Origin of the sequence: Streptomyces sp. GESEQ-4, from assembly GCF_017948455.1 — a bacterium.
In the GTDB taxonomy this organism is placed as follows: Bacteria; Actinomycetota; Actinomycetes; order Streptomycetales; family Streptomycetaceae; genus Streptomyces.
Genome location: NZ_JAFFSU010000003.1, coordinates 174,589 through 200,230 on the forward strand (window position 1 = coordinate 174,589; position 25,642 = coordinate 200,230).

The following is a 25,642-nucleotide window of genomic DNA, read 5'->3' on the forward strand; positions in this document are numbered from 1 at the left end:
GATAGTATCCCCGACCTCCCGCAGTATCGATGTCGAACGGATCGGCATCGAGAGAGTGATGGAGACACCCGCATGGGACAGCTGGAAGGCAAGACGTCGGTGGTCACCGGGGGCAGCACCGGTATCGGTCTGGCCACCGCCGTACGGCTGGCGGACGAGGGCGCGTACGTGTTCGTCACCGGCCGACGCCAGGCCGAACTGGAGGCTGCCGTCAAGACCATCGGAGCGGACCGGGCCACCGCGGTCGTCGGCGACATCTCGAAGCCGGAGGACCTGGACCGGCTCTACGAGGCGGTCCGGGCGCGAGGCAAGGGTTTGGACGTGCTCGTGGCGAACGCGGCGATCGGTGCGTTCGTGACGCTGGAACAGACCACCGAGGAGCACTTCGACCAGACCTTCGCGGTCAACGTCCGAGGCACGCTGTTCGCCGTGCAGAAGGCGTTGCCGTTGCTCAATGAAGGAGCCTCGATCGTCCTGGTCGGTTCGACGGCCGGCGACCGTGGAGTAGAGGCGTTCGGCGCGTACGCGGCGTCGAAGGCGGCCGTCCGGTCCTTCGCGCGGACGTGGTCCAACGAGCTCAAGGCCCGTGGCGTCCGGGTCAACGTGGTCTCGCCGGCATGGATCGAGACTCCCGGGGGCACTGCCGCCTTCGGCGACGAGGAGACCCTCCGGGCCGTCAAGGAGAATGTTGCCGCGACCGTGCCCAAGGGCCGCATGGGGCAGCCCGAGGAGGCCGCCGCAGTCGTGGCCTTCCTGGCCTCGGAACAGAGCAGCTACGTCGTCGGCGCGAACATCTACGTCGACGGGGGCACGAACCAGATCTGAGCAGGCGCCACGCGGTGGGTGGCAGCTGAAGCGTTCCAGGTCCTGAACCGCTACTGCTGAGCCGCTACTACTGAACGCCCAGGAAACCGAGGCTAGTTGACGCGTCAAGAAACGGCCTCTAGCGTAGATGACGCGTCAACCAAATGGTTGGGGGCCGCCGGGCCGGTCAGCCCGTACGCAATGTTCCAGAAGGGGAATCTCGTGACTACTGAGAACAAGGCCGGAGTCGGCGCGCTGCTGACGCCCGAGGAGAGCGTGCTCGTCCTCATCGACCACCAGCCGTTCCAGGTCGCCAACCTGCACAGCCACGAGCCGACAATGGTCATCAACAACGCCGTCGGGCTCGCCAAGGCCGCCAAGGTGTTCGACGTGCCGACCGTTCTGACCACCGTCCTGGAGGAGCGTGGCGGCCTTCTTCTCCAGGGCCTGCAGGACGTGTTCCCGGAGCAGAAGCCGATCAACAGGACCTTCATCAACACCTGGCAGGACGAGCGTGTCGTCGATGCCGTCAAGGCGACAGGACGCAAGAAGCTGGTCATCGCCGGCCTCTGGACGGAGATCTGTGTGGCCATGCCGGCGATCCAGGCGGCGGGCGAGGGCTTCGATGTCTTCGCCGTCACCGACGCGTCGGGCGGTGTCTCGAAGGAAGCCCACGACATGGCGGTGCAGCGCATGATCCAGGCGGGCGTGGTCCCGATCACCTGGATGGCCGTGCTGGGCGAGTGGCAGCGCGACTGGGCCCGCGAGAAGACCGTCCAGGGCGTCACCGAGATCCAGGCGCAGCACGGCGGTGCCAGCGGTGTCGCCTTCGCCTGGGAGATGCAACTCCTGGCCACGCCCACCGGCGGCGAGGCATGACACCGCTGTCCGGCCGGAACCGCGTGTGCCGTATGCGGAAGCTCTCACCGCCGAGTGGCGGGGGCCATTAACAGCCTTTCAAGAACGGGCCGCCGGAGATTCCGGCGGCCCGTTCGTCGGCCCAGGGGCCGGTCGTCTGGAATACCGTGCGGAGCGAGACCGCTGATCGCTTGGGTACCGGTCGCGCGACGGTGCCGGAGATTCGCATCGGCCCGTGTGCGATGAGGCGCTCCAACAGAGGGTGACGGAGTCTCGGACAGATCGCGGGGAGCACCGTCTGCACGCCACGCGGTTTGTCCGACACCTCCCGCGTTCGAGGGGCGTATATGGCGCCTCAGACTCAGTACCAGCTCGGCGTCATGTACGCCCCTCTTCGACGGGAAGCCGTCAGGGGAGACGCACGTCATCCACCGTCACTTCGCGAGGAAGTCGCGGAGCGCGGTGTTGACCTCGTCGGCGTGGGTCCAGAGCAGGCCGTGCGGCGCTCCTTCGACCTCGACGTAGTCGGCATCGGGGAGCGCCTTGTGGAATCGGCGCCCAGTGGCGTCGATCGGGAGGATGTTGTCCTTTGTTCCGTGCAGGATCAGTGCGGGCTTGCCGCTCGCGCGGACCGCCTCGACGTCGGCGCGGAAGTCCTCGATCCATGCCGATACCACAGCGTAAGCGGCCACCGGAGCGCTGCGGATCGCGACGTTCCAGCTGGCGGTCACGACCTCCTCGCTGATACGCGTGCCGAGGTTCTCGTCGAGGTTGTAGAAGCCCGCGTAGAACTGTGTGTACCAGGCGTACCGATCCGCCTTTGCGGTCGCGTAGATGCCGTCGAAGACCTCCTGCGGCACCCCGTCGGGGTTGTCGTCGCGGGCGACGAGAAACGGCTCGAGCGAGGCGAGGAAGGCGAGCTTCGCGACACGCTCATGACCGTAGCGACTCACGTAGCGGGCGAGTTCCCCGGTGCCCATCGAGAAGCCGACGAGGACGACATCCTGCAGGTCGAGTGTCTCAAGGACCGTGTTCAGGTCGGCGGCGAAGGTGTCGTAGTCGTAACCGGAGTTCACCTTCGACGACTGGCCGAAGCCCCGACGGTCATAGGTGATGACCCGGTAGCCCTGGGCCAGCAGCTCGCGCGTCTGGCGTTCCCAGCTGTGCCCGTTCAGAGGGTAGCCGTGGATCAGGACGACCGGCTGCCCAGAACCCTGATCCTCGTAGTAGAGCTCGATCGGCGTGCTGTTCTCCGTGCCGACGGTGATGTAACCCATGATTGCTTTCCCTTCCGGCCGACGAAACGAACACCGGCCCATATCTGTGTGTGAGAAATTTGCGCTATCGGAGGCGGGTCGGAAATACAGCTTGATCCACGTTGTCCACGACTGCGACTCGGCCTCCATCGCCGGGATCGGGATCGGGCATGATCGATTCCGGATCGACGAGGTAGACCTCGTGACCATTCAGCGTCAGCCGGCGTGCGACCTCCAGCAGCACGCGTCGTGCCACGTCGTCGATCGAAAAGACCCTTGTCAGGTCCAAAGCCACCCTGACATCCGAAGGTGAGATGCCCATGGCTTTCTGGACAACTCTCTCGGCTCCGGCGAAGCCGATGACACCTTGCAGTCGCAGGACCCGGAGCGCGCTCGATCCGCTGCCGACGACATGGTTGGACCGCACGATCGCACGCGAGGCGGCGGGGACCTCCATCACATGCAGACCCATGTCCGAAGAGAATCGCTCGAACAGTGCCACCCCGCGAACGCTGTTCCCGTGACCATCCAGTCGTGGTGAGAACGTGGCGATGCCGATCTGTCCGGGGAGCGCGCCGATCAGGCCCCCGGCCACCCCGCTCTTTGCCGGAATACCGACCTGGGTCGCCCAGTCGCCGGCAGCGTCGTACATTCCACAGCGGAACATGACGCTCAGCACCTGACGCACCACCGGTTCCGGCACCACCTGCTCACCCGAGAGAGGGTTCACCCCACGGTTGGCCAACGTCGCGGCCATCATGGCCAGATCGCGCGTGGTGACGAGCACGGAACACTGGCGGGTGTAGCCGTCCACGACGGCCCTGGGATCCTCGGTGAGGACGTCGTGACTGCGGAGCATGTGGGCAATGGCGAGGTTGCGGTGCGCGTGCTCCATCTCTGACGCACATACCGTCTCATCCGCCTTCAGTCGACGACCGGCGAACGCCGAGAGGCCATGGAGCACGCGTTCCACGCGCTCCGCCGGATTCAGGTCCTCCGCGCCGGCCAGTGAGTGCACGGTGATGGCGCCGGCGTTGATCATGGGATTGAGAGGGCGCCCGGTATCGCTTTCGAGGGAGATCTCGTTGAACGCTTCTCCGGAGGGCTCGACACCGACTTTGGCGAGCACAGGGTGGAATCCGCGATCAGCCAGGGCCAACGCGTATATGAACGGCTTGGAGATCGATTGGATGGTGAACTCGATATCGATGTCACCGGCACCATAGACCTCTCCGTCAATCATGGCAAAGGCCGCACCGAGGCGCTCCGGGTCCGCTGCCGCTAGCTCAGGGATGTATCCCGCCGGCTCTCCGGACGTATCCGGTTCCACATCTCTCAGTACCTCGTCCAGATAGTCGGGAATGATGGGCCGCATTCGTCCTCCATGCACGGCGCTTCACGGCGTCACATCGTCGATGAGACCAGGGACATGACCTCACGCTTCGCCGAGCGTGGCGCGCGTGATCACCCCTATGTCGTCAGGTATCGGCTGGCGGAACACGCCGCCATTCGCGATGAATTCGTCGCCGTTCACTCGCAGGTGCCGAGCGAACATTGGGCACAACGGCACGACGGCAACGCTTTCGCGAATGCTGTCTGTGAGTGCCGTACTCACCAGCAGCGCAACCAGAGCACGTTCACCGAAATCCTGGCACACCTCGGTATGGAAGAATATTCGTTCTTCGCTTGTGCCGGATACGGCGACGAAGTCGGTCGTGCCGACGGGTGTTCCGTCGGCACGAAAAACTGTGTAAGAGCTGATCGGGCTTGCGAGATCGAGCCCGACCGTCATGGATGCACCGGTCTTGTCAGTCAATCCTTGAGTCATGTGGCTGTCTTTCTGCAGAGAGCGTCACGACGTGGCCACAGTGCTCAGAGAGTCTTGCGGAGCAGGGGCGGCGATAAGCGTGCGGAGCTGGTCGGCGTCGACATTGGCTCCGAAGGCGGGGGTTCCGGGTTCGAGCCGGATGCCCGCCGCGAGGTCGCCGATGGTGAGGGGGTCGAATCCGAGGGTGTCGATCAGCGCGGACACGACGGCGAGATCCTCGGGCGAGTCACCGGCGATCGCGATGGCCTTGCGTCCGAGGTCGCCGGCTGGACGTGCCTCGTCTTCGAGGTCGTGGTAGCCCATGTGGTTGAGGGCTTTCACGACCCGTGCGTCCGGCAGGAACCGCTGGACGGCTTCGCTCGATGAGGTGTCGGGCGGGAGGATCGCGGCGCGGGGACCGTCGACCTCCCACCAGTGGTTCATCGCGTCGATGACCAGCTTTCCCTCCAGCTTCGGGACGGGGAGGTCGCGGTGCTTGCCGAGCGGGAGAGCCAGGACCACCACGTCGGCGGCATCCGCGGCCTGGGCCGGCCATACGGCGGTCGCTCCGGGGGTGAGGATTTTGGCGGTAAGCGCGATCTTGGAGGGGTCACCGGACCCGGAGAGCAGGACTCGATAGCCGGCGGCGACCGCCAGGCGCGCCAGGACGGTGCCGACTTTCCCGGCTCCCAGGATCCCGATCGTGGTGACGGGGTCGGTCATCGTGTCGCTTCCGCCGTGGCGGCGGGCTGCTCGGCCAGAAGCTCGCGGACCCGAGGGATGACCTGGGTGCCGTACAACTCGACCGAACGTAGACGTGCGGAGGCTGACACGGTGCCGGCGGCGGAGTAGATCATGTCGAACCGGCCCGCGTCCAGTACCCGGATGGCATGGGCGATCTTGGTCGCGACCGTCTCGACCGAGCCGACATACAGCGATCCGCGGTCCACCTCGGCGTCGAATTCCTCCCGGCGGAGCGGCGGCCAGCCGCGCTGTGCCCCGATCCGGTCGCGGATCTCCTTGTACCCGGGGTGGAAGAGCTCCTTGGCCTCTTCGTCGGTGGAGGCCACGAAGCCGGGCGAATGCGTGCCGACAGGCTGCGCGGTCGTACCGAACTCGTCGCTGGCACGCCGGTACAGATCCACGTAAGGAGCGAACCGATCGGGGGCGCCGCCGATGATGGCGAGCATCAGCCCGAAGCCGTACTGGGCGGTGCGGAGCACGGACTGCGGTGTCCCGCCCACCCCTACCCAGGTGTTGAGGCGCCCCGAATCGGTCTTCGGGTACACGTCCGCATTCTGCAGAGCGGCGCGCGTGGTGCCTTCCCAGGTGACCGGGCCCTCGTCCAGGAGACGGTGGAAAAGGTCGATCTTCTCCTCGAACAACACCTCGTAGTCCTTCAGGTCGTACCCGAACAGGGGGAACGACTCGGTGAAGGAACCGCGTCCGAGGATCACCTCGGCGCGGCCGTTGGAGAGCGCGTCGACCGTGGCGAACCGCTGGAACACTCGCACCGGATCGTCCGAGGACAGCACTGTCACCCCCGAGGCGAGCCGAATGCGCTCCGTGGCCGTCGCGATGCCCGCCAGCACCGTCTCAGGGCTCGAGATCGCGTACTCGGGCCGGTGGTGCTCGCCCAACGCAACAACGTCGATTCCGACCTGGTCGGCAAGGACCGCTTCGGTCACCGCGGCACGGATCGCCTGCGCGTGCGAGACGATCACGCCCTGGTCGTTTCGGGGCCGGTCTCCGAAGCTGTCGATGCCGAACTCGATTTGCGAAACATCCATCGTGTTCACGTCGCTCAACGCTTTCGTTGTGTCGGGCTGTGGCGGTGCGTGGTTCCTGACGACCCGGCGGGACGTCCGTCCCGGGCGACCTGCGCGAGTTCCCCGCCGGCCAGGTCCCGCGCCCACACCGCCTCCCTCGATCTAGTTGACATGTAAACCATGACATCGCTGTGGTTTACATGTCAACTAGGTCGTGTCACGGTGGGTGCGGCCGCACGCCGCGGGCCGGGTCGGTGTGGTGCGCCGTTGACTCCACCGAGGTGCCGATGAACTGGGCGTGTAGGCGGGGGTGTTGGGGGAGCGGTGAGAAGCGCCGTACGAGAAATTCCGCGCCTTCGCCGGTATGTCATGGTCCGCGGCGCGGGACTCGCCGCGGGCGCCGGCATCCCTACCTGTATGCGGGCTCGATGGGGGAGCCGCTCCGGGCCTCCGTGGTTTCCGTACCGAGGAACGCCTCAACATGACGAGAAGAGCGTGACGACCATCATGACCACGACCTCCACCGCGCTGGACCGTTACATGGGGCTGTCCGACCTGGCGGTCCATGACGAAGCGGCTCTGGACGAAGCGCTGGCGCTCTTCGCGGCGGACGCGACCGTCGAGATCGGCCCGGAGCCGGCGCACGGCAGTGAGGCCATCGCCGCCTTCTACCGTGCCCACTTCGCCGCCCATGCCGAGATGAAGCACTTCTGGAACACCACGGTCCTTGATGACGGCACCCTCAGGGCCGAGTGGGTCTGCGCGGCACGCAAGACGGACGGCAGTCTCATCACCGTCGCCGGGGTGGAACACGCCACGCTCGACGCGCAGGGGCTTATCAGCCACCTTCGCAACGAGTTCACCCGCCTCCCCGGCTGAGCCGGTGCCGCCCGACGACCCCGCAGTGCCGCCCGACGTCTGCCTTGCCGCCGCCAAGTACGGGCGACGTACGGCTACTTGTGCCCTGACCTCGGAGGTTGACGAGTCAACCATGCTGCCTTAGGGTTCCACGTGAAAACTCAGCTGGCCCCGCGCCCTTGGGGAAACCCCAGTCGCGTCCTCTCGCCCGGTCAGTCCGGCTGCTTCTCCATGTGGTCCAGGATGCGCTTGGAGATCCGGCCGAGTGTGGCGAGCTGGTTCGGGGTCAGGGCGTCGATGAAGAGGCGGCGCACGTCCTCGACGTGCTGGGGCGCGGCCTCCTCGATCGCCTTGTAGCCGGCCGGGGTGGCGACGATGAACGCTCCGCGGCCGTCATCGGGGCACTCCTCCTTGGCCACGAGCCCGCGTTTCGCCATCCGCGTGACCTGGTGGGACATCCGGCTCTTCTCCCACTCCACGCGCTTGGCCAGATCCAGGAAGCGCATCCGCCCGTTGCCCCTTTCGGTGAGGCTGACGAGCACCACGTAGTCGGCTGCTGACATTCCGGAGTCGGCCTGGATGCGTCGGGACAGTCGCCCGATGAGCGTCTCCTGCATGCGGATGAAGTTGTCCCAGGCGACCTTCTGTTCCGGGTCGAGCCAGCGCGGCTGTGTGTCCATGAAGGCAGTCTAACGAAATCGTTGACAGCTCATCTACTGGCGGTGGCGGCGAGCGGATGCCCTCGTCGAGAGGTAAGTTGATGCGTCAACCTAGCGGGGTTAGGCTGAAGTCCTGGCTGACGGAATTCTGCCGAGTTGAGCGGGATCAGGCCCACAAGGAGGACACATGACGGTCGAAGTGAGCGACGTGCCCGAGGCGAAGCGCTACGAAGCCCGTGTCGATGGAGAGTCCAAGGTGGCGGGCGTCGCGGAATACATCCGTACGACGGAACTCGTGGCGTTCGTGCACACCGAGGTCGAGCCGGAGTACGAGGGCAGGGGAGTCGGGTCCGCGTTGGCCCGTACGGCCCTTGACGAGGCGCGCGCCGCCCACCTGCGGGTTCTGGCCACCTGCCCCTTCTTCGCGGGCTGGATCAGCCGGCACCCCGAATACCAGGACCTGCTGTACCAGTCCCGCAGCAAGGTCAGTGACTGAGAAGCCGAGCGCGGCGGTAGGCGGTAGTGGAGGCGGGTATGAGCGGTGAATCCGAGCGGAAGACGTACCAGGCGGAGTCGATCACGGTGACCTTCGAGGCCAGGCGCTGCCTCCATGCCGCCGAATGCGTCCATGGCCTGCCCGAGGTGTTCGACCCGACGAAGCGGCCGTGGATCCAGCCGGACAGGACTACGGCCGAGCGTCTGGCGGAGGTCGTGCGGCGCTGTCCCTCGGGCGCGCTCCAGTACGAACTCGTGGAGGGCGAGGCGGAGGCGCCCGACCGGCCCACCACGATCACCCGCGGTGCCACCGGGCAGCTGACGGTGCGCGGGGAGTTGAGTGTGGACACGCCGCAAGGTGCGCGCGCCGAGACCAGGGCCATGCTGTGCGGCTGCGGGCAGAGCCGCCTCCAGCCGTACTGCGACCACGCGGGGCCCTGCGGCCAGTGACGCGCCCGTGCCCGCTTCCCGCATGTGGCCCGGGCGTGCGCAGTCAGCTCCGCCCGGTCGGTGGGTGAGTGCGGCTCCTGAAGGAGGCGCTGCAGCTCGGTGCGGTCCTGCGGGTTGATCCTCGCCTGCCCGAGGTCGTGCTCCGCCGCCAGGGCTGCGAGTGCACGTCTCCACGCCCGGCAGCAGCGTGAAGCAGCGGATCGGTGCGAACTATGGCGTCCCACCTCGCCGCCCGCGACTTCGAAGCCGCAGCGAATCGGTGTCCTCGGCATCTGCGCCGGCGGCGTACGACCCTCATCGGACGGCCCGGCCCATCGCCACTACTTCTCCTGGCGCGTCGGTACGGGGTGCTTGCTCATGATCGACACGCGGTTGAACGCGTTGATGGTGACCGCCACCCAGATCGCGGCTGAGATCTGGTCTGCGGAGAGCACCTGTCGGGCGTCCTCATAGGCGGATGCCTGGGTCGTGGCGTTCGCCGGATCGGTTGTGGCCTCGGCCAGCGCCAGGGCGGCGCGCTCCGAGGGGGAGAACAGGTCGGTGTCCCGCCATGCGCTCAGGATTCCGAGTCTCTGTGGTGATTCACCGGTCCGCAGGGCCGCCCTGGTGTGCGCATCGAGGCAGTAGGCGCAGCCGTTGAGTTGTGACACGCGGAGGTTGATCAGTTCCACGGTGATGCGGTCGAGCCCGGCCTCGGAGGCTGTCGCCCGGACCGCCTCGGAGACCTGCACCAGGGCGTGGAAGGCCTTGGGGCTCTGTTTGTCGATGAAGATTCTGCGGGGTGGGGAGCTGGGGGTCTGGTTGCTCACGTGGGGTCTCCTTCGGGTCACGCTCTCAGTGGCCCGCGTCCGTGCGGGTGCTGTGGCCATCGGTCTGCCTCCGTGGCATCATAGTTGACGTAACAACTAGGCTGATGATGACTGTCGAGGAGGTGCTCTCGGTGAGCAATCCGGAAGGCGATGCCGAGGCTCTACGCTGCGGTGCGCTCGTCGAAGGCGACCGGCCGGCCGGAACCCTCCGGGTCGACGTCCTGTCGGCGCGTGAAGTCCCCCTCGGCGGTCCGCGTGCGATGCGCGTGCGGCGGACCCTGCCCCAGCGGGCGCGCACCCTCATCGGTGCCTGGTGCTTCGCCGACCATTACGGCCCGCACCAGGTCGCCGAGTTGGGCGGCATGGACATGCCCCCGCATCCGCACACCGGACTCCAGACGGTGACCTGGCTGTTCAGCGGAGAGGTCGAGCATCGCGACACCCTGGGTACCCACTCCCTGGTCCGGCCCGGCGAGATGAACCTCATGACCGGCGGATACGGCATCGCCCACTCGGAAATCTCCACGCCGGACACCACGGTCATCCACGGCGTCCAGCTGTGGGTCGCGCTGCCCGAGGAACACCGCGACACCGCCCGGGACTTCCAGCACTACGTGCCCGAGCTCGCGCAGACCGACGGGGCCGAGATCCGGGTCTTTCTGGGCTCGCTCGCCGGCCGGACCTCCCCGGTCCGGGCGTTCACGCCGCTGCTCGGCGCCGAGATCGTCATCGAACCCCACGCGGCGCTCTCTCTCGCTGTGGACGCGGCCTTCGAGCACGGCCTCCTCGTGGACAGCGGGGACATCCGCCTGATCGACACGGTGCTGCGGCCCGCCGAACTCGGCTACGTCCCTCGCGGCGCGGACACCCTGACGATGGTGAATGAGACCGACGCCCCGGCGCGGGCCATTCTCCTCGGAGGACCGCCCTTCGGGGAGGAGATCGTCATGTGGTGGAACTTCATCGGCCGCAGCCACGAGGACATCGTGAAGGCCCGCGAGGACTGGGAAGCGTCCTCCGAACGCTTCGGCGTCATCGAGGACTCTCCCAGCGGCCGCCTTCCCGCACCGGCCCTGCCGAATGCCGTCATCACACCGCGCCGGAACCCACCGACCCGCTGAACTCCCTTACGAAAGGCACACCATGAGCGAGTCCTCCACCATCACGGTCGTCGAGCGTGCGGACGCCGATCGACGGTACGAGATCCTGGTCGACGGCCGACGTGCCGGTCTGACCGCCTACCGTGACCTGGGCGTGCAGCGTGTCTTCTTCCACACGGAGATCGACGGGGCCTTCGCCGGCCAGGGCCTGGGCTCGCGGCTGGTCCAGCAGGCACTCGCCGACGTGCGCGCATCCGGAATGCGGATCGTCCCGGTCTGCCCCTACGTCGCCAAGTTCCTCAAGCGGCACGACGAGTTCGCGGACATCACCGACCCGGTCACTCCTGATGTTCTGCGGTGGCTGAAGGCTCAGCTCGACTGATGCTTCTAAAGTAGATGCATCAACTATATTGAGACCTGAGGGGAGAAGTCCGGCGATGCGGAATCTGACCGTGGCCCAGCAGCTGGTGGACGTTCTGCGCCAGGCGGGCGTGGAGCGGATCTACGGGGTGGTGGGTGACAGCCTGAACTCGGTGGTCGACGCGGTGCGCCGTACCGACGGCATCGAGTGGGTGCATGTACGGAACGAGGAGGCCGCCGCCTTCGCCGCGGCAGCGGAGGCGCAGCTGACCGGCAGGCTCGCGGTGTGTGCCGGAAGCTGTGGCCCCGGAAACACCCATCTGATCCAGGGGCTGTACGACGCGCACCGCTCCGGTGCGCCCGTGCTGGCACTCGCCTCGCACATCCCGTCCCACCAGATCGGCACCGGATTCTTCCAGGAGACGCACCCGGAAAGGCTGTTCACCGACTGCAGCGACTACTGCGAGATGATCGGCACCCCCGAGCAGATGCCCCGGGTTCTGCGGATCGCCATGCAGCGGGCTCTCGGCAACAGCGCGGTGTCGGTCCTGGTGATACCGGGCGATGTCGCGCACGCCGAGGCGACTCACCCGACGGGGAGCAGCGATCTGGTCACCGAACGCGGCCGGGTCGTCGCGCCGGACACACAGGTCCGGGCGCTGGCCGAGAAGGTGAACGCGGCACGGAAGGTGATGCTGTTCTGCGGTGCGGGAGTGCGGGACGCGCACGCCGAGGTCATGGCGCTCGCCCAGAAGACCGCCGCCCCCGTCGGGCACACCCTGCGGGGCAAGGAGTGGATCCAGTTCGACAACCCGTACGACGTGGGCATGAGCGGTCTGCTGGGCTACGGTGCCTGCTTCGACGCGATGCACGAGGCCGACCTGGTCGTGCTGCTCGGCACCGATTTCCCGTACAACGACTTCCTGCCGCAGGCGCGGACCGTACAGATCGACCACGATGCGGGCCGCCTCGGCCGTCGCACGGTGCTGGAACTCGGGGTCCACGGCGATGTCCGGGAGACACTGCGGGCCGTGCTGCCGCTGGTCCGGGCGAAGGAGGATCGTGCCTTTCTGGACCGGATGCTGCGCAAGCACGCCAGGTCGCTGGAGAAGGTGGTCTCGGCCTACACCCACGACGCCGAGCGGCAGATCCCGATCCACCCCGAGTACGCGGCCTCGGTTCTGGACGAACTCGCCGCCGACGACGCGGTGTTCACCGTGGACACCGGCATGTCCAACGTGTGGGCGGCGCGTTATCTGACCCCAAACGGACGGCGCCGGGTGATCGGTTCGTTCCTGCACGGCACGATGGCCAACGCGCTGCCGCATGCCATCGGCGCGCAGTTCGCCTACCCCGGCCGCCAGGTGATCTCGATGTCCGGCGACGGCGGACTGGGCATGCTGATGGGCGAGTTGCTCACGGTGAAGCTGCACGATCTGCCGGTGAAGACGATCGTCTTCAACAACTCCTCCCTGGGCATGGTGAAGTTGGAGATGCTGGTCGAGGGGCTGCCCGAGCACGAGACCGACCACGAGCCGGTGGACTACGCGGCGATCGCCCGCGGCGCGGGCATCGAGGCGATCCGCATCGAGCGCCCCGGGGATGTCGTCGACGGACTCAAGCAGGCACTCGCCCACGACGGACCGTTCCTGGTCGACCTGGTGACCGACCCCAACGCGCTGTCGATCCCGCCGCACATCTCGGCCGCCCAGGTCAAGGGATTCGCCTTCGCCGCCGGCCGGACAGTGCTCGACGGCGGCGTCGGCAAGATGCTCGACCTGGCCCGCGCCAACCTGCGAAACGTTCCCCGCCTCTGAGATGTCCGGAAGGGAATCGCCATCCATGAGCGAGGAAACACCGGCCTCTGACCTCCGTCACGGTCCGATCCGGAGAATTGCTGATCTGCTGAGCGCACATCACGAACGGGCGAAGCGACAGCACCAGGAGGCGGACATGGCCGATGCGATCGCCGCTGCCGCTTTCGACCTGGGAGCCGACATCGCACGCCCAGCCGCTCCACCGCACGAGCGCGTCGGGTTCGACGCCGTAAGCGATCTTGGGATCGGCCGGCAGTCACCGGAGTAGCGCCTCGGGCGGCCAGGTTCTCACCCGTCTGTACGATGCTCGGGCGTCTCGCCTCACGTACTCGCCGACAACGATGTGCCATATCACCTGCTCACCAGGTGGACCGGGCACACGAACGTGAAGACGACGAAGAAGTGGTACCTGAAGCGGGACGTGGCGGACCTGCTTCCAGCAGCGGAGGCATGTGGAGGTCTCGCAGGGAACGTGTGACAGATCGTGACAGATGAAGGTGTGAACCCGTGACCGAAGGCAAGACAGAGACGCTGCAGTACCGCTTTGACGGGCCAGAACACCTACCAGTCCTGATCCTGGGTCCCTCACTGGGCACCACCTGGCACATGTGGGACCGGCAGGTCCCCGAGCTGACGAAGCAGTGGCGCGTCTTCCGGTTCGATCTGCCGGGGCACGGTGGCGCACCGGCGTACCCGGCGGGCTCGGTCGCCGAGGTGGCCGACCGGCTGCTCGCCACGCTCGACGGGCTCGGCGTGCAGCGCTTCGGCTACGCGGGCTGCGCGCTCGGCGGCGCCGTCGGTGTGGAGCTGGCGCTGCGGCACCCGGAGCGCCTCGCCTCGCTCGCGCTGATCGCCGCCTCGCCCCGCTTCGGCACGGCCGACGAGTTCCGGCAGCGGGGGGTGATCGTGCGCACGAACGGGCTCGACCCCATCGCCCGTAGCTCCCCGGACCGCTGGTTCACCGGCGGGTTCGCCGCCGCGCAGCCCGCGATCACCGAGTGGGCGGTGCAGATGGTGCGCACCACCGACCCCGGCTGCTACATAGCCGCCTGCGAGGCGCTCGCCTCCTTCGACGTCCGGCCGGAACTCGGCCGCGTCGGCGTCCCCACCCTCGTGCTCGTCGGCTCGGAGGACCAGGTCACCGGCCCCGCCGAGGCCCGCACCCTGGTCGCCGGAATACCGGACGCGCGGCTCGCGGTGGTCCCCGGCGCCTCCCACCTGGTGCCCGTCGAACAGCCCGCCGCCGTCACCGACCTGCTCGTCCGGCACTTCTCCACCGCCTGGCAGCCCGCCTACGACACCTCCACCGGCCAGGTCGCCATCCAGGCCACCCCGGTCAAGCCGGTCCTGGCCGCACCGCCGCAGCCCGCGCCCATCGCCGAGATTGCCGCGGCCGTCGTACCGCCGCAGCCCACGGGGCGACCGGATCCGTACGACGCCGGGCTCAAGGTGCGCCGCGAGGTGCTCGGCGACGCGCACGTCGACCGGGCGCTGGCGCAGGCCGACGAATTCTCCGGGGATTTCCAGGAGTTCATCACCCGGTATGCGTGGGGCGAGATCTGGGACCGGCCGGGCCTCGACCGACGGGCCCGCAGCTGCGTCACCCTCACCGCCCTCGTCGCGGGCGGCCACCTGGACGAGCTCGCCTTCCACACCCGGGCGGCCCTGCGCAACGGCCTCACCCCCCTCGAGATCAAGGAAGTGCTGCTGCAGGCGGCCGTCTACTGCGGCGTACCGGCGGCGAACAGCGCGTTCAAGGTGGCTCAGCAGGTCATCCGCGAGGAGACCACGCCCACGGAGTGAGCCCGCGGCGCCCCGGAGGCAGGATGGTGTCATGAAGCTGACGAAGAAGTCGCACTCCTGTATCCGCCTCGAGAAGGACGGGCGGACGCTCGTCCTCGACCCCGGGGGGTTCAGCGAGGAGGACGCCGCGGTCGGCGCGGACGCGATCCTCGTCACCCACGAGCACCCCGACCACTTCAACGAGGAGCGGCTGCGGTCGGCCATGGAGGCCAACCCGGCCGCCGAGATCTGGACCCTCAAGTCCGTCGCGGACAAGATCTCGGCCGCCTTCCCCGGCCGCGTGCATACCGTCGGCCACGGCGACACCTTCACCGCCGCGGGCTTCGACATCCAGGTCCACGGCGAACTGCACGCCGTGATCCACCCGGACATCCCCCGCATCACCAACGTCGGCTACCTCGTCGACGGCGGCCGCGTCTTCCACCCCGGCGACGCCCTCACCGTCCCCGACCGTGCCGTGGACACGCTGATGCTCCCGGTCATGGCCCCCTGGAGCAAGATCTCCGAGGTCATCGACTACGTCCGCGAGGTCAAGCCGCGGCGCGCGTACGACATCCACGACGCCCTGCTCACCGACCTGGCCCGTCCGATCTACGACAACCAGATCGGCGCCCTCGGCGGCGCGGAGCACCTGCGGCTGACGCCGGGAGCGTCGGCGGAGGTCTGAGAACCCCGGGCCGCGTTGTCAGACCCGCCCGGTAGGTTGTGGGACATGCGCATCGCGACCTGGAACGTGAACTCGATCACCGCCCGCCTGCCGAGGCTCCTGGCCTGGCTGGAGAGCAGCGGCACCGACGTGCTCTGCCTCCAGGAGGCCAAGGTCGCCGAGGACCAGTTCCCGTCCGCCCAACTGCGCGAGCTCGGCTACGAGTCGGCGGTCCACGCGACCGGCCGGTGGAACGGCGTGGCGGTGCTCTCCCGCATAGGCCTAGAGGATGTCGTCAAGGGCCTGCCCGGCGACCCCGGCTTCGACGGCGTGGTCGAGCCCCGCGCCATCTCCGCCACCTGCGGCCCGGTCCGCGTCTGGTCGGTGTACGTGCCGAACGGCCGTGAGGTGGATCACCCCCACTACGCCTACAAGCTCCAGTGGTTCGAGGCCCTCAAGGCGACCGTCGCCGGCGACGCGTCCGGCAGCCGCCCGTTCGCGGTGATGGGCGACTACAACGTGGCCCCGACTGACGACGACGTCTACGACGTGTCCGCCTTCGAAGGCTCCACCCACGTCACCCCCGCCGAGCGCGCGGCCCTCGCCTCCCTGCGCGAGGCAGGCCTGTCGGACGTCGTCCCCCGCCCCCTCAAGTACGACCACCCCTTCACGTACTGGGACTACCGCCAGCTCTGCTTCCCCAAGAACCGCGGCATGCGCATCGACCTCGTCTACGGCAACGAGCCGTTCACCAAGGCGGTCAAGGACTCCTACGTGGACCGAGAGGAACGCAAGGGGAAGGGTGCGTCGGACCACGCGCCGGTGGTAGTGGACCTGGATGTGTAAGTAGCGTGTGCTGCCGCGCCCCAAAGGGGCGCGGGGAACTGCGCGACCAGCCCCCACCGACCCGCAGGTAAATCACCTCCGCGCCTGTGGTGCGCACGGCGGTGCGAATGACAGGCTGGGGGTATGAAGATCCCTTTTCTGGGCGACCGGAGCAAGAAGCCCGGGTTCCCCGACGCCGAGGGCATCGCCGAACTCCTCTCCGAGTGTGAACTGCTGCGCTCCCAGGCGTCCGAGGAGGGCGTCCGACTGGACGACTCCGCCGCCTCGTTGGAGGAACTCGACCAGTTGGTCCCGCGATGGCGGGACGACGAGGAGATCCTGCCCTGGCTGGGCAACGACGCCGGGCTGTATCTGGGCACCGTGATCGTGCGTACCGTGCCGGGCGCCGCGTGGGAGATCTGGCCCAACGGCCAGCCGGTGATCCGGCTCGCTTCGGGCCGCGAGTTCGATGTCGTCGCCTCCGGTCAGGAATGGGCGTCCAGCGGCGTGCCCGAGCTGTCGCAGCTGTACGCGGAGGTCGCGGAGGCGTGACCCTCAAGTTCCCTTGATCTGGCAATTCGCGGTAAATACGGCTAATGCCCGAAAGGTGCGTGTCGTGTACTTACGCCCCTCTTATCCGGATAGTTTGCGGCAACCACGACACAGTTGAGAGCGGGGTAGGGGGCAGCAGTCACAGCGCCAGGCCCGCCCGGCGGCAGCCGGAGATCACTGCTCGCACTGCGGAGGCGAGGAGAAGGTCAGCTGCACGCCGGGTGGGACTCAGGAGGCGCGGTGGGAATTGCGCGGAGCCGCCGGCGCCGGCAGCGGCGTCTGCGCGGTCCGGGTGACATCGCCGACGAGTTCGACCACGTCCGGTCCGTAGGCCTGGGAGTTGATGACCTTCAGCAGCAGGACGAAGGAGTTGCTGCCGTGCTTGCGCGCCAGGCGCTCGTGGTTGCGGGCCAGATAGCGGGTCGCGGCCTGATTGGTGATGGCACGCTGGCCGCAGAAGAGGAAGACCGGACGGCTCTGCTTCGGGTCGCCCGCGGTGAGCCGGGCCAGCAGCACGTACTCGGCGACGCCCGCCTCCATGCGGTAGCGCTCGCTGCCGATCTGGAAGGCGCCCCGGTCCGGGCCGGGTTCGGGGTCGATGTTGATCCGTATCCCGGGCAGCATCGCGGACATATGGGCCAGCATGCGCCGGTTCGACCCCGGCCCGCCCACACAGAACTCCGTGCGCTCGCCGAAACCCTGATGGGCCGCGTCCTGCGTGATCACCTGGGTGTGCGCACCGCAGTCCTTGATCAGCGCGGACAGCTCCAGCAGGGCGAACACGTCGAAGCGGTGCACCGCCGGTTCGGAGGTGGCCGGGTCGCGGTTGACGACGAGCAGTGACTCCGAGTTTTCCGGCAGCCCGAAGAAGGCCTGCTTGCGGCGGAGTTTCCGCTTCCACACATAGGTCCGGGCCAGCCAGCCGAGCGCGGCACTGATGCCCGCGGCCACCACGCCGAGGACGATGTTGCGTACGTCGTCATTCATGGGCGCGCATGGTAGCGGGTGCTCCTGACGGGGGCATGTCGATCCATTAGGCTGCGCGAACGGTCCCTGACTGGAGGTGCGGATGCGTCGTTCCGTCGCACGCAAGCTGTCGGTCCTGGCGGTCTCGGTCGCCATGGTGTCGGTGGGGGCGGCGGCGCCTCCCACCGCTTCCCGTCCGGCCGTCGAGAAGGTCCCCGTCGCTGTCGGCTACGGCGGTGCCGTCGCCAGCGTCGACGCGGACGCCTCCGCCGCCGGTATCGAGGTCCTGAAGCGGGGCGGCAACGCCGTCGACGCGGCCGTGGCCACGGCCGCCGCGCTCGGCGTCACCGAGCCCTACTCCTCCGGCATCGGCGGAGGCGGCTACTTCGTCTACTACGACGCCAAGTCCCGTACGGTGCACACGATCGACGGCCGTGAGACCGCGCCCCTGACCGCCGACTCGCAGCTCTTCGTGGAGAACGGCACGGCGATCCCCTTCGCCGAGGCCGTCAGCAGCGGCCTGAGCGTCGGAACCCCGGGCACGCCTGCCACCTGGCAGAAGGCGCTGGACAAGTGGGGGAGCAGGGGGCTGGGCACCCTGCTGAGGCCGGCGGAGCGACTCGCGCGTGACGGCTTCGTCGTCGACGACACCTTCCGCACGCAGACCGCCGCCAACGAGACCAGGTTCCGCTACTTCCCGGACACGGCCGAGCTGTTCCTGCCGAACGGCGCGCTTCCGGTCGTCGGCTCCACCTTCAAGAACCCCGATCTCGCCCGCACCTACGCGGAGTTGGCGAAGAAGGGTGTCGGCGCGCTCTACCGGGGCGACTTGGCCGAGGACATCGTCGACACGGTCAACAACCCGCCCGTGGAGCCGAGTTCCGGCTGGAACGCCCGCCCGGGCGACCTGTCCGCCAAGGATCTCGCCACCTATCGCACCAAGCTCCAGGCCCCGACCAAGTCCTCGTACCGCGGTCTCGGCGTCTACTCCATGGCGCCGTCGTCCTCCGGCGGCACGACGGTCGGTGAGGCCCTCAACATCCTGGAGAACACGGACCTGTCGAAGGCGAGCGAGGCGCAGTACCTGCACCGCTACATCGAGGCGAGCCGGATCGCGTTCGCGGACCGGGGGCGCTGGGTCGGCGACCCCGCCTTCGAGGACGTACCGACGAAGGAACTGCTGTCCCAGCGGTACGCCGATTCGCGGGAGTGCCTCATCAGGGACGACGCGGTGCTGACGAGTCCGGTAGCGCCGGGCGACCCGCGCGATCCGGCGGCCTGCGACACGGGAGGCACGGCGGCTCCGACCACGTACGAGGGCGACAGCACGACCCATCTCACGGTGGCCGACAAGTGGGGCAACGTCGTCTCGTACACGCTGACCATCGAGCAGACCGGCGGCAGCGGCATCACGGTCCCGGGCCGGGGCTTCATTCTCAACAACGAGCTGACGGACTTCTCCTTCACCCCGGCCAATCCGGCCGTCCACGACCCGAACCTGCCGGGCCCGGGCAAGCGCCCGCGCTCCTCCATGTCCCCGACGATCGTCCTCGACCAGCACGGTAAGCCGGTCGTGGCGCTCGGGTCGCCCGGTGGGGCCACCATCATCACGACCGTGCTGCAGACGCTGACGGGGTTCTTGGATCGGGGGTTGCCGCTCGTCGACGCGATTGCTGCGCCGCGGGCGAGCCAGCGGAACGCTGCGCAGACGGAATTGGAACCAGGGCTCTACAACAGTGACTTGAGGACACAGTTGGAGGGCATCGGGCACGCGTTCAGGCTCAACCCGGAGATCGGGGCGGCGGCCGGTGTGCAGCGGTTGCCGGGCGGGAAGTGGCTGGCTGCTGCTGAGAAGGTGCGGCGGGGTGGTGGGTCCGCGCGAGTGGTGTACCCCGCGCCGTAGGGGTCTGCGGGTGTGTGGGGGCTGGTCGCGCCCGCGCGGCGGAGCCGCATATCGATACAGCCCCGCGCCCCTATCGGGGCGCCTCAGCTTGGGTCGGCTGGAAGGTCAGGCCGCCTGCTTGGTTATCGACCGTTACCCGGTCGCCCTCCTTCACGCGGCCGTCCAGGAGTAGGCGGGACAGTTCGTTGTCTACCTCCCGCTGGATCGTGCGGCGCAGTGGCCTTGCGCCGTATTCCGGCTGGTAGCCGCGTTTCGCGAGCCAGTCGACGGCTGTGTCGGTGAAGTCGACCGTGACGCCCTGGGCGTGCAGGAGGCGACGTGTTCGTTCCAGCAGCAGGGTGGTGATCTGGCGTAGTTGGTCGCCTGTCAGCTGGCGGAAGAACACGATCTCGTCGATGCGGTTGAGGAACTCCGGTCGGAAGTGCTCGCGCAGCGGACGCAGGATCTGTTCGCGCCGTGCCTCCTCGTCGGCCTCGGTGCCGCCCGCTCCGAAGCCGATGCCCGCGCCGCGTCGGGTGATGGCCTCGGAGCCGAGGTTGCTGGTCATCACGATGACCGTGTTGGTGAAGTCCACGGTGCGGCCCTGGGCGTCGGTCAGCCGTCCGTCGTCCAGGACCTGGAGGAGGATGTTGAAGACGTCCGGGTGCGCCTTCTCCACCTCGTCGAGGAGGAGGAGGGAGTACGGGTGGCGGCGGACCACCTCGGTGAGCTGGCCGGCCTCTTCGTGGCCGACGTAGCCGGGCGGGGCGCCGACCAGGCGGCTGACGGTGTGCCGTTCCTGGTACTCGCTCATGTCGAGGCGGACCATGCGCTCCTCGCTGGCGAACAGGGCCTCGGCGAGCGCGCGGGCCAGTTCGGTCTTGCCGACGCCGGTCGGGCCGAGGAAGAGGAAGCTGCCGATCGGCCGGTCCGGGCTGGCGAGTCCGGCACGGGAGCGCAGTACCGCGTCGGCGACCACGCGGACCGCCTCGTCCTGGCCGACGACCCGCTGGTGCAGATGCTCCTCCAGGCCGAGCAGCCGGTCCTTCTCCTCCTCGGTGAGGCTGCTCACCGGGATGCCGGTCTGCCGGGACACCACTTCGGCGATCGCTTCCGCGGTGACCTCCAGGTCCTGTCCCTCGTCGGCCTTTCCGTCCCCGGTGTCGGCGATCCGCCGCTTCAGTTCGCCGATCCGGTCGCGCAGCTGCATGGCCGTCTCGTACTGCTCGTCCGCGACCGCCTGGTCCTTGTCCCGGGTGAGTTGCTCGACCTCGCGCTCCAGGACCCGTACGTCCGTGCCCTTCGTCCGGGCGCGCAGCCGCACCCGCGCGCCCGCCTGGTCGATCAGGTCGATCGCCTTGTCCGGCAGCCGCCGGTCGGTGAGATAGCGGTCGGACAGCTCCACGGCGGCCACCAGGGCCTCGTCGGCGTAGCGGACCTGGTGGTGGGCCTCGTAGCGGTCGCGCAGGCCGCGCAGGATCTCGATCGCGTCCGCGGCGGTCGGCTCGGGCACCAGGATCGGCTGGAAGCGGCGGGAGAGCGCGGCGTCCTTTTCGATCCTGCGATACTCCTCCAGCGTGGTGGCGCCCACGATGTGCAGCTCGCCGCGGGCCAGCGCGGGCTTGAGGATGTTGCCCGCGTCCATGGACCCGCCGCCCTCGCCGCCTCCGCCGGCGCCGACCACGGTGTGCAACTCGTCGATGAAGACGATCAGTTGGTCGGAGTGGGAGCCGATCTCACCCACGATGTTGTGCATCCGCTCCTCGAAGTCGCCCCGGTAGCGAGTACCCGCGACCACGCCCGTCAGGTCCAGCGCCACGACCCTGCGTCCGCTGAGTACGTCCGGCACGTCACCGTCGGCGATGCGCTGGGCCAGGCCCTCGACGACCGCCGTCTTGCCGACGCCGGCGTCGCCGATCAGCACGGGGTTGTTCTTGCCGCGCCGGGAGAGGACCTCGATGGTCTGCTCGATCTCCTCCTCCCGTCCGATCACCGGGTCGATCCGGCCCTGGCGGGCCAGGTCGGTGAGATCACGGCCGTACTTGTCCAGCGTCGGTGTCCCGGTGACGCGCGGCCGTTCGGCGTGGGGCGGGGTGGCGTCCGGGGGCTCCGGCGGCAGGCCGGAGGGGGCGTAGCGGGCCGCGTTGAGGATGTGCCCGGCGGCCGAGTCGGGGTTCGCCGCCAGCGCGCTGAGTACGTGCTCCGGGCCGATGTAGCCGGTGCCGCGCGTACGGGCCAGCTCGTGCGCGTCCAGCAGGGCACGCTTGACCGCGGGGGTCAGGGAGAGCGCGGTGGGCGGCGGGGCCTCCTCCGGTGCGTGCTGGACCGGGCCCGAGCGCTCGTCGATCTCCGAGGCGAGGGAGTCGGGGTCCGCGCCGGCCCGGGCGAGCAGGGTCCGCGTGGGCTCGGTCGCGAGCGCGGCACGCAGCAGGTGCTGGGTGTCCAGATCGCGGCTGCCGTGCTCGGCGGCGTACTGGGCGGCGCCGCGGACCAGCTCGCGGGCGGGTTGGCTGAGCAGGCGGCCGATGTCGATCTGACGGGGGGCGGGGCGGGGGCCGCCGAAGAAGCGGGCGAGGAATTCGCTGAGGGGGTCGGAGTCGAAGCCGCTGGTCATCGCATGTCCGTTCCGCTGATCGACGTGCTGGTGCGGACGAGTGCCCAATGCCGGGCCCGGCTACACGTGGGCTCCCTCAACACCTTGGCACGGTCGATAGGCGGCGGCATGTTGGGCGCCTACTGATCCGGGGGATGATCTTGGTTTGCGGCTGCGGGTTGTTCGTGGCTGGTCGCGCAGTTCCCCGCGCCCCTTTACGGCGTTGTTCTACCGTTCGGTCAAGATGCGCGGGCCCGTCTCCGTGATTGCCACCGTGTGTTCTGCGTGGGCTGCCCTGGATCCGTCGTTCGTCCTGAGGGTCCAGCCGTCTCCTGCTTCGTGGTAGCCGTCCTTGCCGCCGGCCAGGAGCATGGGTTCGATGGCGATGGCCATGCCGTGGCGGAGGGGGAGGCCGCGGCCGGGGCGGCCCTCGTTCGGGATGGAGGGGTCCTCGTGCATGCGGCGGCCGATGCCGTGGCCGCCGAAGCCCTGGGGGATGCCGTAGCCGGCGGCGCGGCAGACGGTGCCGATGGCGTGGGCGATGTCGCCGATGCGGTTGCCGACCACGGCCGCCTCGATGCCGGCGGCGAGGGCGCGCTCGGCGGTCTCGATCAGGCGGAGGTCGGCGGGGCGAGGCTTGCCGACGATGAAGCTGATCGCCGAGTCGCCGACCCAGCCGTCGAGTTCGGCGCCGCAGTCGATGGAGACGAGGTCGCCGTCGCGCAGCCGGTAGCGGGTCGGGATGCCGTGCACGATCGCGTCGTTGACGGAGGTGCAGATGACGGCGGGGAAGGGTACGGGGGCGAAGGAGGGGCGATAGCCGAGGAACGGTGATGTCGCGCCCGCCCCGCGCAGCACCTCACGCGCCACCTCATCCAGCTCCAGCAGGGAAACGCCCACGTCAGCGGCTTTTCGTACGGCTGTGAGGGCCTGGCCGACGACCTGGCCGGCCGTGTACATCGCATCGATCGAAGTGTTCGTCTTCAGTTCCACCATGCCAATTACTATACCGGTATTAGAATGGTGGCATGGTACGCACCCCACTGACTCCACAAGAGCGTGAACGCGGCGAGCGGCTCGGCCGGCTGCTGCGTGAGGCGCGCGGCGGCCGCAGCATGGCCGACGTCGCGGCGAGCGCCGGGATCTCCGCCGAGACGCTGCGCAAGATCGAGACCGGACGGGCCCCGACGCCGGCCTTCTTCACCGTGGCGGCGCTGGCCGGGGCGCTCGGTCTGTCGATGGACGAGCTGGCGGGGGGTTGCGTACTCGCGGCGGCGGCGTGATGGGCCGCGTTCGCAGGGCGGTGACCGGATTCGGTCACCGCCACAACTCCTGTACAAGGAGACTCCTGCTCACCCGCGGAAAACACCCTGTAGCGTTCCCGTAACACGGCTGGTGTTGCCTACGGACCGGAGTGTTCCGGTCTGGCAGGAGTTGAGCGATGACTGTGGATCAACTCCCGGGGCGGATGCGGGAGTTCGCGAACTACCTGGACGGTCTGCTGGCACGCCTGGATCAGGGCGCCGGCTGGTGCGCGGTGTTCTGGCAACGCGACCCCGACGGTATGCGGGCCTGTCTCGACGGACGCGAAATCCCGCCCTGGGACGTGATGGAGGCGCTCCTGCAGGACCTCGCCGCCGACTACGGCCCCGATGTCGCCGCCCCCGAAAAGGACCAGGCCCGCTCCCTGCACGCCGCCGCGCTCAACGCCCATGACGCCCGCCCCGGCGCCCGTGACGCCCTCGGGGACCGCCTGGACGTGATGCTCCGCGAACAGCGCTATGCCGCCGAACGGCAGGCAGAGCTAGGCCGATTGCTCGCCTCCGCCACCACCCGCGAACAGGCCGACGCCGTCCGCCTCGACCTCGCCTGGGCCCGCGACGACCACGACCGCGCGACCGCCCGATGCGCCGAACTCCGGTCCCGCATCGCGGAGTTGGACCGCAGATCGGTCGGCGGCCAGGCGGCGGCGATCCGCCGTGGTGCGTACGACGGTGGCGGAAGGGGTGTCTACGACGGCGGCGGCAGCGGTGCCTACGACGACGTGTTCCCGCAGCCCAGCGATTCCCGCGGCGCCCCGCAGCACACGGGAGCGCACCGGATGCCGCAGCAGCGCACCGCACAGTCCCCAGGCCCCGCATACGGTCCGCAGAACCCCGAGGGTCGGCACGCCGCCGGCCCCGAACACGCGTCGGGTCCTGTCCAGCACGTGAATCCGGTGCACGGCGTAAACCGGGGCCCTGGAGGCCCCGCCTCGCAGGAAGCCGAGGACGCGGGGCACGGTCGAGGCCCGACCCACGTGAATCCGATGTACGGCGAGACCCGAGGCGCAGGAGATCCAGCCCCCCAGGAAGCCGAAGACACGGGACGCGATCGGAGCCGGACCGCGAGTCCCGACCCCGCCCCGGAACAGCCCGCGCAGCCACCCGCACAGCCCGCCCCCAAGCAACGCAAGCGGCGCTGGGGCGGTGCGCGGTATGCCGGGATGGTCGAGGAAGAGGCCGTCCCCGTCGTCGTAGCGCCGGACGCTGTCGTGCCGGTGCTGCCCGAGCCGCCGCCCGCCGCGGGCAGGCGTACGCCGCGTGGGGCCCGGTTCGCCGGGGTCGCCGCGGCGGAGCAGGCGCCGGCGCCGGAACCGCGGGTCGAGCCGGTGGGCTCGGAGGCGCGGCGGCAGGTCACCGGGACGGTGGAGACGCTGGCGCGGCTGCGGGCCGAGGGGCGTAGCGGCGAGGCGCATGTGCTGCTCGTCGAAGCCGCCTACTGGCCCGCCGACCACTTTCCGCTGCTCGCGGCGGAGATGCAGCGGGCCGGGTTCGGTGCCGACTGGGCGACCCTGCTGTGGGAGGCGGCCTCGCTGCCTGCCGAGCGGCTGGTCGCCGCCGCCGACGCACTGGCCGCGGCGGGGCGCACGGCGGACGGGGAGCAGATCCTGCGGCAGGGCGTGGCGCGGCCCGCCACCGAGATCGGGCAGGCCGTGCTCGGGCTGGCCCGTGAGGGGCGGGAACGCGAGGTCCGGGCGCTGCTGGACGCCTACGTCCGGGTCCGCACCCCGGAGGAGGCCGCGCGCAGCGCCGAGCCCGAGCCGCAGACGCTCGTACCGCTGCTGCTGGAGGCCGCACAGGGCGTCTCGGAGGAGCGCCACTGGGACCTCGTCCACGCTCTCCGGGTGGCCGGATTCGCCGCCTGACATGTACATCAGTACGGATGGGGGAGGGCATCCGACTCACCCGCGGGAGTGTGAAACGTGATCGACTCAGCGGGTTAACGACGATGGTCTTGGCAAGGCTGTCCGCGAGGCTTACTTTCGACCCTCTACGGCACTGTCTACGTGCG

26 protein-coding genes are annotated in these 25,642 nt (G+C 68.8%); 16 read left to right on the forward strand and 10 right to left on the reverse strand.

The window, feature by feature from the left end:
- Positions 1–72 precede the first annotated feature (72 nt).
- Together KCH48_RS08990 and KCH48_RS08995 are read left to right on the forward strand one after the other, a co-directional pair.
- On the forward strand, positions 73–825 hold the full coding sequence (locus tag KCH48_RS08990) for an SDR family NAD(P)-dependent oxidoreductase (RefSeq protein ID WP_210571838.1): 753 nt from the start codon (positions 73–75) through the stop codon (positions 823–825).
- Between the two features lie 201 nt (positions 826–1,026).
- The gene (locus KCH48_RS08995; protein ID WP_210571840.1) at positions 1,027–1,683 is read left to right on the forward strand and encodes a hydrolase; all 657 of its coding nucleotides are present in this window, start codon (positions 1,027–1,029) and stop codon (positions 1,681–1,683) included.
- Positions 1,684–2,096: 413 nt separating this feature from the next.
- Here KCH48_RS08995 and KCH48_RS09000 read toward each other — a convergent pair whose 3' ends face one another.
- The 5 genes from KCH48_RS09000 to KCH48_RS09020 all read right to left on the reverse strand — a co-directional run bounded on the left by KCH48_RS09000 (position 2,097) and on the right by KCH48_RS09020 (position 6,515).
- Positions 2,097–2,939 carry an alpha/beta fold hydrolase gene (locus tag KCH48_RS09000; RefSeq protein WP_210571842.1) on the reverse strand — a complete coding sequence of 281 codons (843 nt, stop codon included), beginning with the start codon at positions 2,937–2,939 and terminating at the stop codon, positions 2,097–2,099.
- Positions 2,940–3,003: 64 nt separating this feature from the next.
- Positions 3,004–4,293: a glutaminase gene (locus KCH48_RS09005; RefSeq protein ID WP_210571844.1), complete on the reverse strand. Its 1,290-nt coding sequence runs from the start codon at positions 4,291–4,293 to the stop codon at positions 3,004–3,006.
- Positions 4,294–4,353: 60 nt separating this feature from the next.
- Positions 4,354–4,734: an N-acetyltransferase gene (locus KCH48_RS09010; protein WP_210571845.1), complete on the reverse strand. Its 381-nt coding sequence runs from the start codon at positions 4,732–4,734 to the stop codon at positions 4,354–4,356.
- Positions 4,735–4,770: 36 nt separating this feature from the next.
- Positions 4,771–5,448: an NADPH-dependent F420 reductase gene (locus tag KCH48_RS09015; protein ID WP_210571846.1), complete on the reverse strand. Its 678-nt coding sequence runs from the start codon at positions 5,446–5,448 to the stop codon at positions 4,771–4,773.
- Positions 5,445–6,515 (reverse strand): LLM class flavin-dependent oxidoreductase, encoded by a 1,071-nt coding sequence (locus tag KCH48_RS09020; protein WP_210571847.1) that lies wholly within the window; start codon positions 6,513–6,515, stop codon positions 5,445–5,447. Before KCH48_RS09020 ends, KCH48_RS09015 begins: the two co-directional genes overlap by 4 nt.
- Before the next feature lie 474 nt (positions 6,516–6,989).
- On the opposite strand from KCH48_RS09020, the gene KCH48_RS09025 reads away from it, so the two are divergent.
- Entirely contained in the window at positions 6,990–7,373 is a 384-nt protein-coding gene (locus KCH48_RS09025; RefSeq protein WP_307840842.1) for a nuclear transport factor 2 family protein, read from the forward strand.
- A 191-nt stretch (positions 7,374–7,564) separates the two neighbouring features.
- Here the strand turns inward: KCH48_RS09025 and KCH48_RS09030 are convergent, their stop codons facing one another.
- Positions 7,565–8,032, reverse strand: coding sequence for a MarR family winged helix-turn-helix transcriptional regulator (locus KCH48_RS09030; RefSeq protein WP_210571848.1), 468 nt, complete (start codon positions 8,030–8,032; stop codon positions 7,565–7,567).
- Positions 8,033–8,198: 166 nt separating this feature from the next.
- Between KCH48_RS09030 and KCH48_RS09035 the strand changes: the two genes are divergently transcribed.
- Both KCH48_RS09035 and KCH48_RS09040 read left to right on the forward strand, forming a co-directional pair.
- Positions 8,199–8,507: a GNAT family N-acetyltransferase gene (locus KCH48_RS09035; protein WP_210571849.1), complete on the forward strand. Its 309-nt coding sequence runs from the start codon at positions 8,199–8,201 to the stop codon at positions 8,505–8,507.
- Positions 8,508–8,545: 38 nt separating this feature from the next.
- Positions 8,546–8,956, forward strand: coding sequence for a (4Fe-4S)-binding protein (locus KCH48_RS09040; RefSeq protein ID WP_210571850.1), 411 nt, complete (start codon positions 8,546–8,548; stop codon positions 8,954–8,956).
- Positions 8,957–9,276: 320 nt separating this feature from the next.
- Here KCH48_RS09040 and KCH48_RS09045 read toward each other — a convergent pair whose 3' ends face one another.
- On the reverse strand, positions 9,277–9,765 hold the full coding sequence (locus KCH48_RS09045) for a carboxymuconolactone decarboxylase family protein (protein ID WP_307840843.1): 489 nt from the start codon (positions 9,763–9,765) through the stop codon (positions 9,277–9,279).
- 131 nt (positions 9,766–9,896) lie between these two features.
- Between KCH48_RS09045 and KCH48_RS09050 the strand changes: the two genes are divergently transcribed.
- The 8 genes from KCH48_RS09050 (at position 9,897) to KCH48_RS09080 (ending at position 16,868) form a co-directional block, all read left to right on the forward strand.
- Entirely contained in the window at positions 9,897–10,886 is a 990-nt protein-coding gene (locus KCH48_RS09050) for a pirin family protein (RefSeq protein WP_374104666.1), read from the forward strand.
- A 22-nt stretch (positions 10,887–10,908) separates the two neighbouring features.
- Positions 10,909–11,247, forward strand: a complete 339-nt coding sequence (locus KCH48_RS09055; RefSeq protein WP_210571853.1) for a GNAT family N-acetyltransferase — start codon at positions 10,909–10,911, stop codon at positions 11,245–11,247.
- A gap of 55 nt (positions 11,248–11,302) precedes the next feature.
- Positions 11,303–13,042: a pyruvate dehydrogenase gene (locus KCH48_RS09060; protein WP_210571855.1), complete on the forward strand. Its 1,740-nt coding sequence runs from the start codon at positions 11,303–11,305 to the stop codon at positions 13,040–13,042.
- A gap of 136 nt (positions 13,043–13,178) precedes the next feature.
- The gene (locus KCH48_RS42890; RefSeq protein ID WP_282615127.1) at positions 13,179–13,310 is read left to right on the forward strand and encodes a hypothetical protein; all 132 of its coding nucleotides are present in this window, start codon (positions 13,179–13,181) and stop codon (positions 13,308–13,310) included.
- A 239-nt stretch (positions 13,311–13,549) separates the two neighbouring features.
- Positions 13,550–14,845, forward strand: coding sequence for a 4-carboxymuconolactone decarboxylase (pcaC, locus tag KCH48_RS09065; RefSeq protein WP_210571857.1), 1,296 nt, complete (start codon positions 13,550–13,552; stop codon positions 14,843–14,845).
- 31 nt (positions 14,846–14,876) lie between these two features.
- Complete coding sequence (locus tag KCH48_RS09070) at positions 14,877–15,512, forward strand: MBL fold metallo-hydrolase (protein ID WP_210571859.1); 636 nt, start codon at positions 14,877–14,879, stop codon at positions 15,510–15,512.
- 45 nt (positions 15,513–15,557) lie between these two features.
- The gene (locus KCH48_RS09075) at positions 15,558–16,337 is read left to right on the forward strand and encodes an exodeoxyribonuclease III (protein WP_210571861.1); all 780 of its coding nucleotides are present in this window, start codon (positions 15,558–15,560) and stop codon (positions 16,335–16,337) included.
- A 123-nt stretch (positions 16,338–16,460) separates the two neighbouring features.
- Positions 16,461–16,868 (forward strand): DUF6278 family protein, encoded by a 408-nt coding sequence (locus KCH48_RS09080; RefSeq protein ID WP_210571863.1) that lies wholly within the window; start codon positions 16,461–16,463, stop codon positions 16,866–16,868.
- A 228-nt stretch (positions 16,869–17,096) separates the two neighbouring features.
- On the opposite strand, the gene KCH48_RS09085 is transcribed toward KCH48_RS09080, so the two are convergent.
- Positions 17,097–17,855: a hypothetical protein gene (locus tag KCH48_RS09085; protein ID WP_210571865.1), complete on the reverse strand. Its 759-nt coding sequence runs from the start codon at positions 17,853–17,855 to the stop codon at positions 17,097–17,099.
- A gap of 82 nt (positions 17,856–17,937) precedes the next feature.
- Between KCH48_RS09085 and ggt the strand changes: the two genes are divergently transcribed.
- Positions 17,938–19,737, forward strand: a complete 1,800-nt coding sequence (ggt, locus tag KCH48_RS09090; protein ID WP_210571867.1) for a gamma-glutamyltransferase — start codon at positions 17,938–17,940, stop codon at positions 19,735–19,737.
- Positions 19,738–19,807: 70 nt separating this feature from the next.
- Here ggt and KCH48_RS09095 read toward each other — a convergent pair whose 3' ends face one another.
- Both KCH48_RS09095 and map read right to left on the reverse strand, forming a co-directional pair.
- Positions 19,808–22,330 carry an ATP-dependent Clp protease ATP-binding subunit gene (locus KCH48_RS09095; protein ID WP_210571869.1) on the reverse strand — a complete coding sequence of 841 codons (2,523 nt, stop codon included), beginning with the start codon at positions 22,328–22,330 and terminating at the stop codon, positions 19,808–19,810.
- 207 nt (positions 22,331–22,537) lie between these two features.
- Entirely contained in the window at positions 22,538–23,305 is a 768-nt protein-coding gene (gene map / locus KCH48_RS09100; RefSeq protein ID WP_210571871.1) for a type I methionyl aminopeptidase, read from the reverse strand.
- A 32-nt stretch (positions 23,306–23,337) separates the two neighbouring features.
- Between map and KCH48_RS09105 the strand changes: the two genes are divergently transcribed.
- Both KCH48_RS09105 and KCH48_RS09110 read left to right on the forward strand, forming a co-directional pair.
- Complete coding sequence (locus KCH48_RS09105; protein ID WP_210571873.1) at positions 23,338–23,592, forward strand: helix-turn-helix domain-containing protein; 255 nt, start codon at positions 23,338–23,340, stop codon at positions 23,590–23,592.
- 158 nt (positions 23,593–23,750) lie between these two features.
- On the forward strand, positions 23,751–25,496 hold the full coding sequence (locus tag KCH48_RS09110) for a proline-rich domain-containing protein (protein WP_210571875.1): 1,746 nt from the start codon (positions 23,751–23,753) through the stop codon (positions 25,494–25,496).
- Positions 25,497–25,642 lie beyond the last annotated feature (146 nt).

Excerpts from the sequence above, each read along its gene's own strand:
- KCH48_RS08990 (WP_210571838.1), top strand. The coding sequence starts at position 73 with ATGGGACAGCTGGAAGGCAAGACGTCGGTGGTCACCGGGGGCAGCACC.
- KCH48_RS09000 (WP_210571842.1), bottom strand. The coding sequence starts at position 2,939 with ATGGGTTACATCACCGTCGGCACGGAGAACAGCACGCCGATCGAGCTC.
- KCH48_RS09005 (WP_210571844.1), bottom strand. The coding sequence starts at position 4,293 with ATGCGGCCCATCATTCCCGACTATCTGGACGAGGTACTGAGAGATGTG.
- KCH48_RS09015 (WP_210571846.1), bottom strand. The coding sequence starts at position 5,448 with ATGACCGACCCCGTCACCACGATCGGGATCCTGGGAGCCGGGAAAGTC.
- KCH48_RS09020 (WP_210571847.1), bottom strand. The coding sequence starts at position 6,515 with ATGGATGTTTCGCAAATCGAGTTCGGCATCGACAGCTTCGGAGACCGG.
- KCH48_RS09030 (WP_210571848.1), bottom strand. The coding sequence starts at position 8,032 with ATGGACACACAGCCGCGCTGGCTCGACCCGGAACAGAAGGTCGCCTGG.
- KCH48_RS09035 (WP_210571849.1), top strand. The coding sequence starts at position 8,199 with ATGACGGTCGAAGTGAGCGACGTGCCCGAGGCGAAGCGCTACGAAGCC.
- KCH48_RS09040 (WP_210571850.1), top strand. The coding sequence starts at position 8,546 with ATGAGCGGTGAATCCGAGCGGAAGACGTACCAGGCGGAGTCGATCACG.
- KCH48_RS09055 (WP_210571853.1), top strand. The coding sequence starts at position 10,909 with ATGAGCGAGTCCTCCACCATCACGGTCGTCGAGCGTGCGGACGCCGAT.
- KCH48_RS09060 (WP_210571855.1), top strand. The coding sequence starts at position 11,303 with ATGCGGAATCTGACCGTGGCCCAGCAGCTGGTGGACGTTCTGCGCCAG.
- KCH48_RS42890 (WP_282615127.1), top strand. The coding sequence starts at position 13,179 with ATGGCCGATGCGATCGCCGCTGCCGCTTTCGACCTGGGAGCCGACATC.
- KCH48_RS09070 (WP_210571859.1), top strand. The coding sequence starts at position 14,877 with ATGAAGCTGACGAAGAAGTCGCACTCCTGTATCCGCCTCGAGAAGGAC.
- KCH48_RS09075 (WP_210571861.1), top strand. The coding sequence starts at position 15,558 with ATGCGCATCGCGACCTGGAACGTGAACTCGATCACCGCCCGCCTGCCG.
- KCH48_RS09080 (WP_210571863.1), top strand. The coding sequence starts at position 16,461 with ATGAAGATCCCTTTTCTGGGCGACCGGAGCAAGAAGCCCGGGTTCCCC.
- KCH48_RS09085 (WP_210571865.1), bottom strand. The coding sequence starts at position 17,855 with ATGAATGACGACGTACGCAACATCGTCCTCGGCGTGGTGGCCGCGGGC.
- ggt (WP_210571867.1), top strand. The coding sequence starts at position 17,938 with ATGCGTCGTTCCGTCGCACGCAAGCTGTCGGTCCTGGCGGTCTCGGTC.
- KCH48_RS09095 (WP_210571869.1), bottom strand. The coding sequence starts at position 22,330 with ATGACCAGCGGCTTCGACTCCGACCCCCTCAGCGAATTCCTCGCCCGC.
- map (WP_210571871.1), bottom strand. The coding sequence starts at position 23,305 with ATGGTGGAACTGAAGACGAACACTTCGATCGATGCGATGTACACGGCC.
- KCH48_RS09105 (WP_210571873.1), top strand. The coding sequence starts at position 23,338 with ATGGTACGCACCCCACTGACTCCACAAGAGCGTGAACGCGGCGAGCGG.
- KCH48_RS09110 (WP_210571875.1), top strand. The coding sequence starts at position 23,751 with ATGACTGTGGATCAACTCCCGGGGCGGATGCGGGAGTTCGCGAACTAC.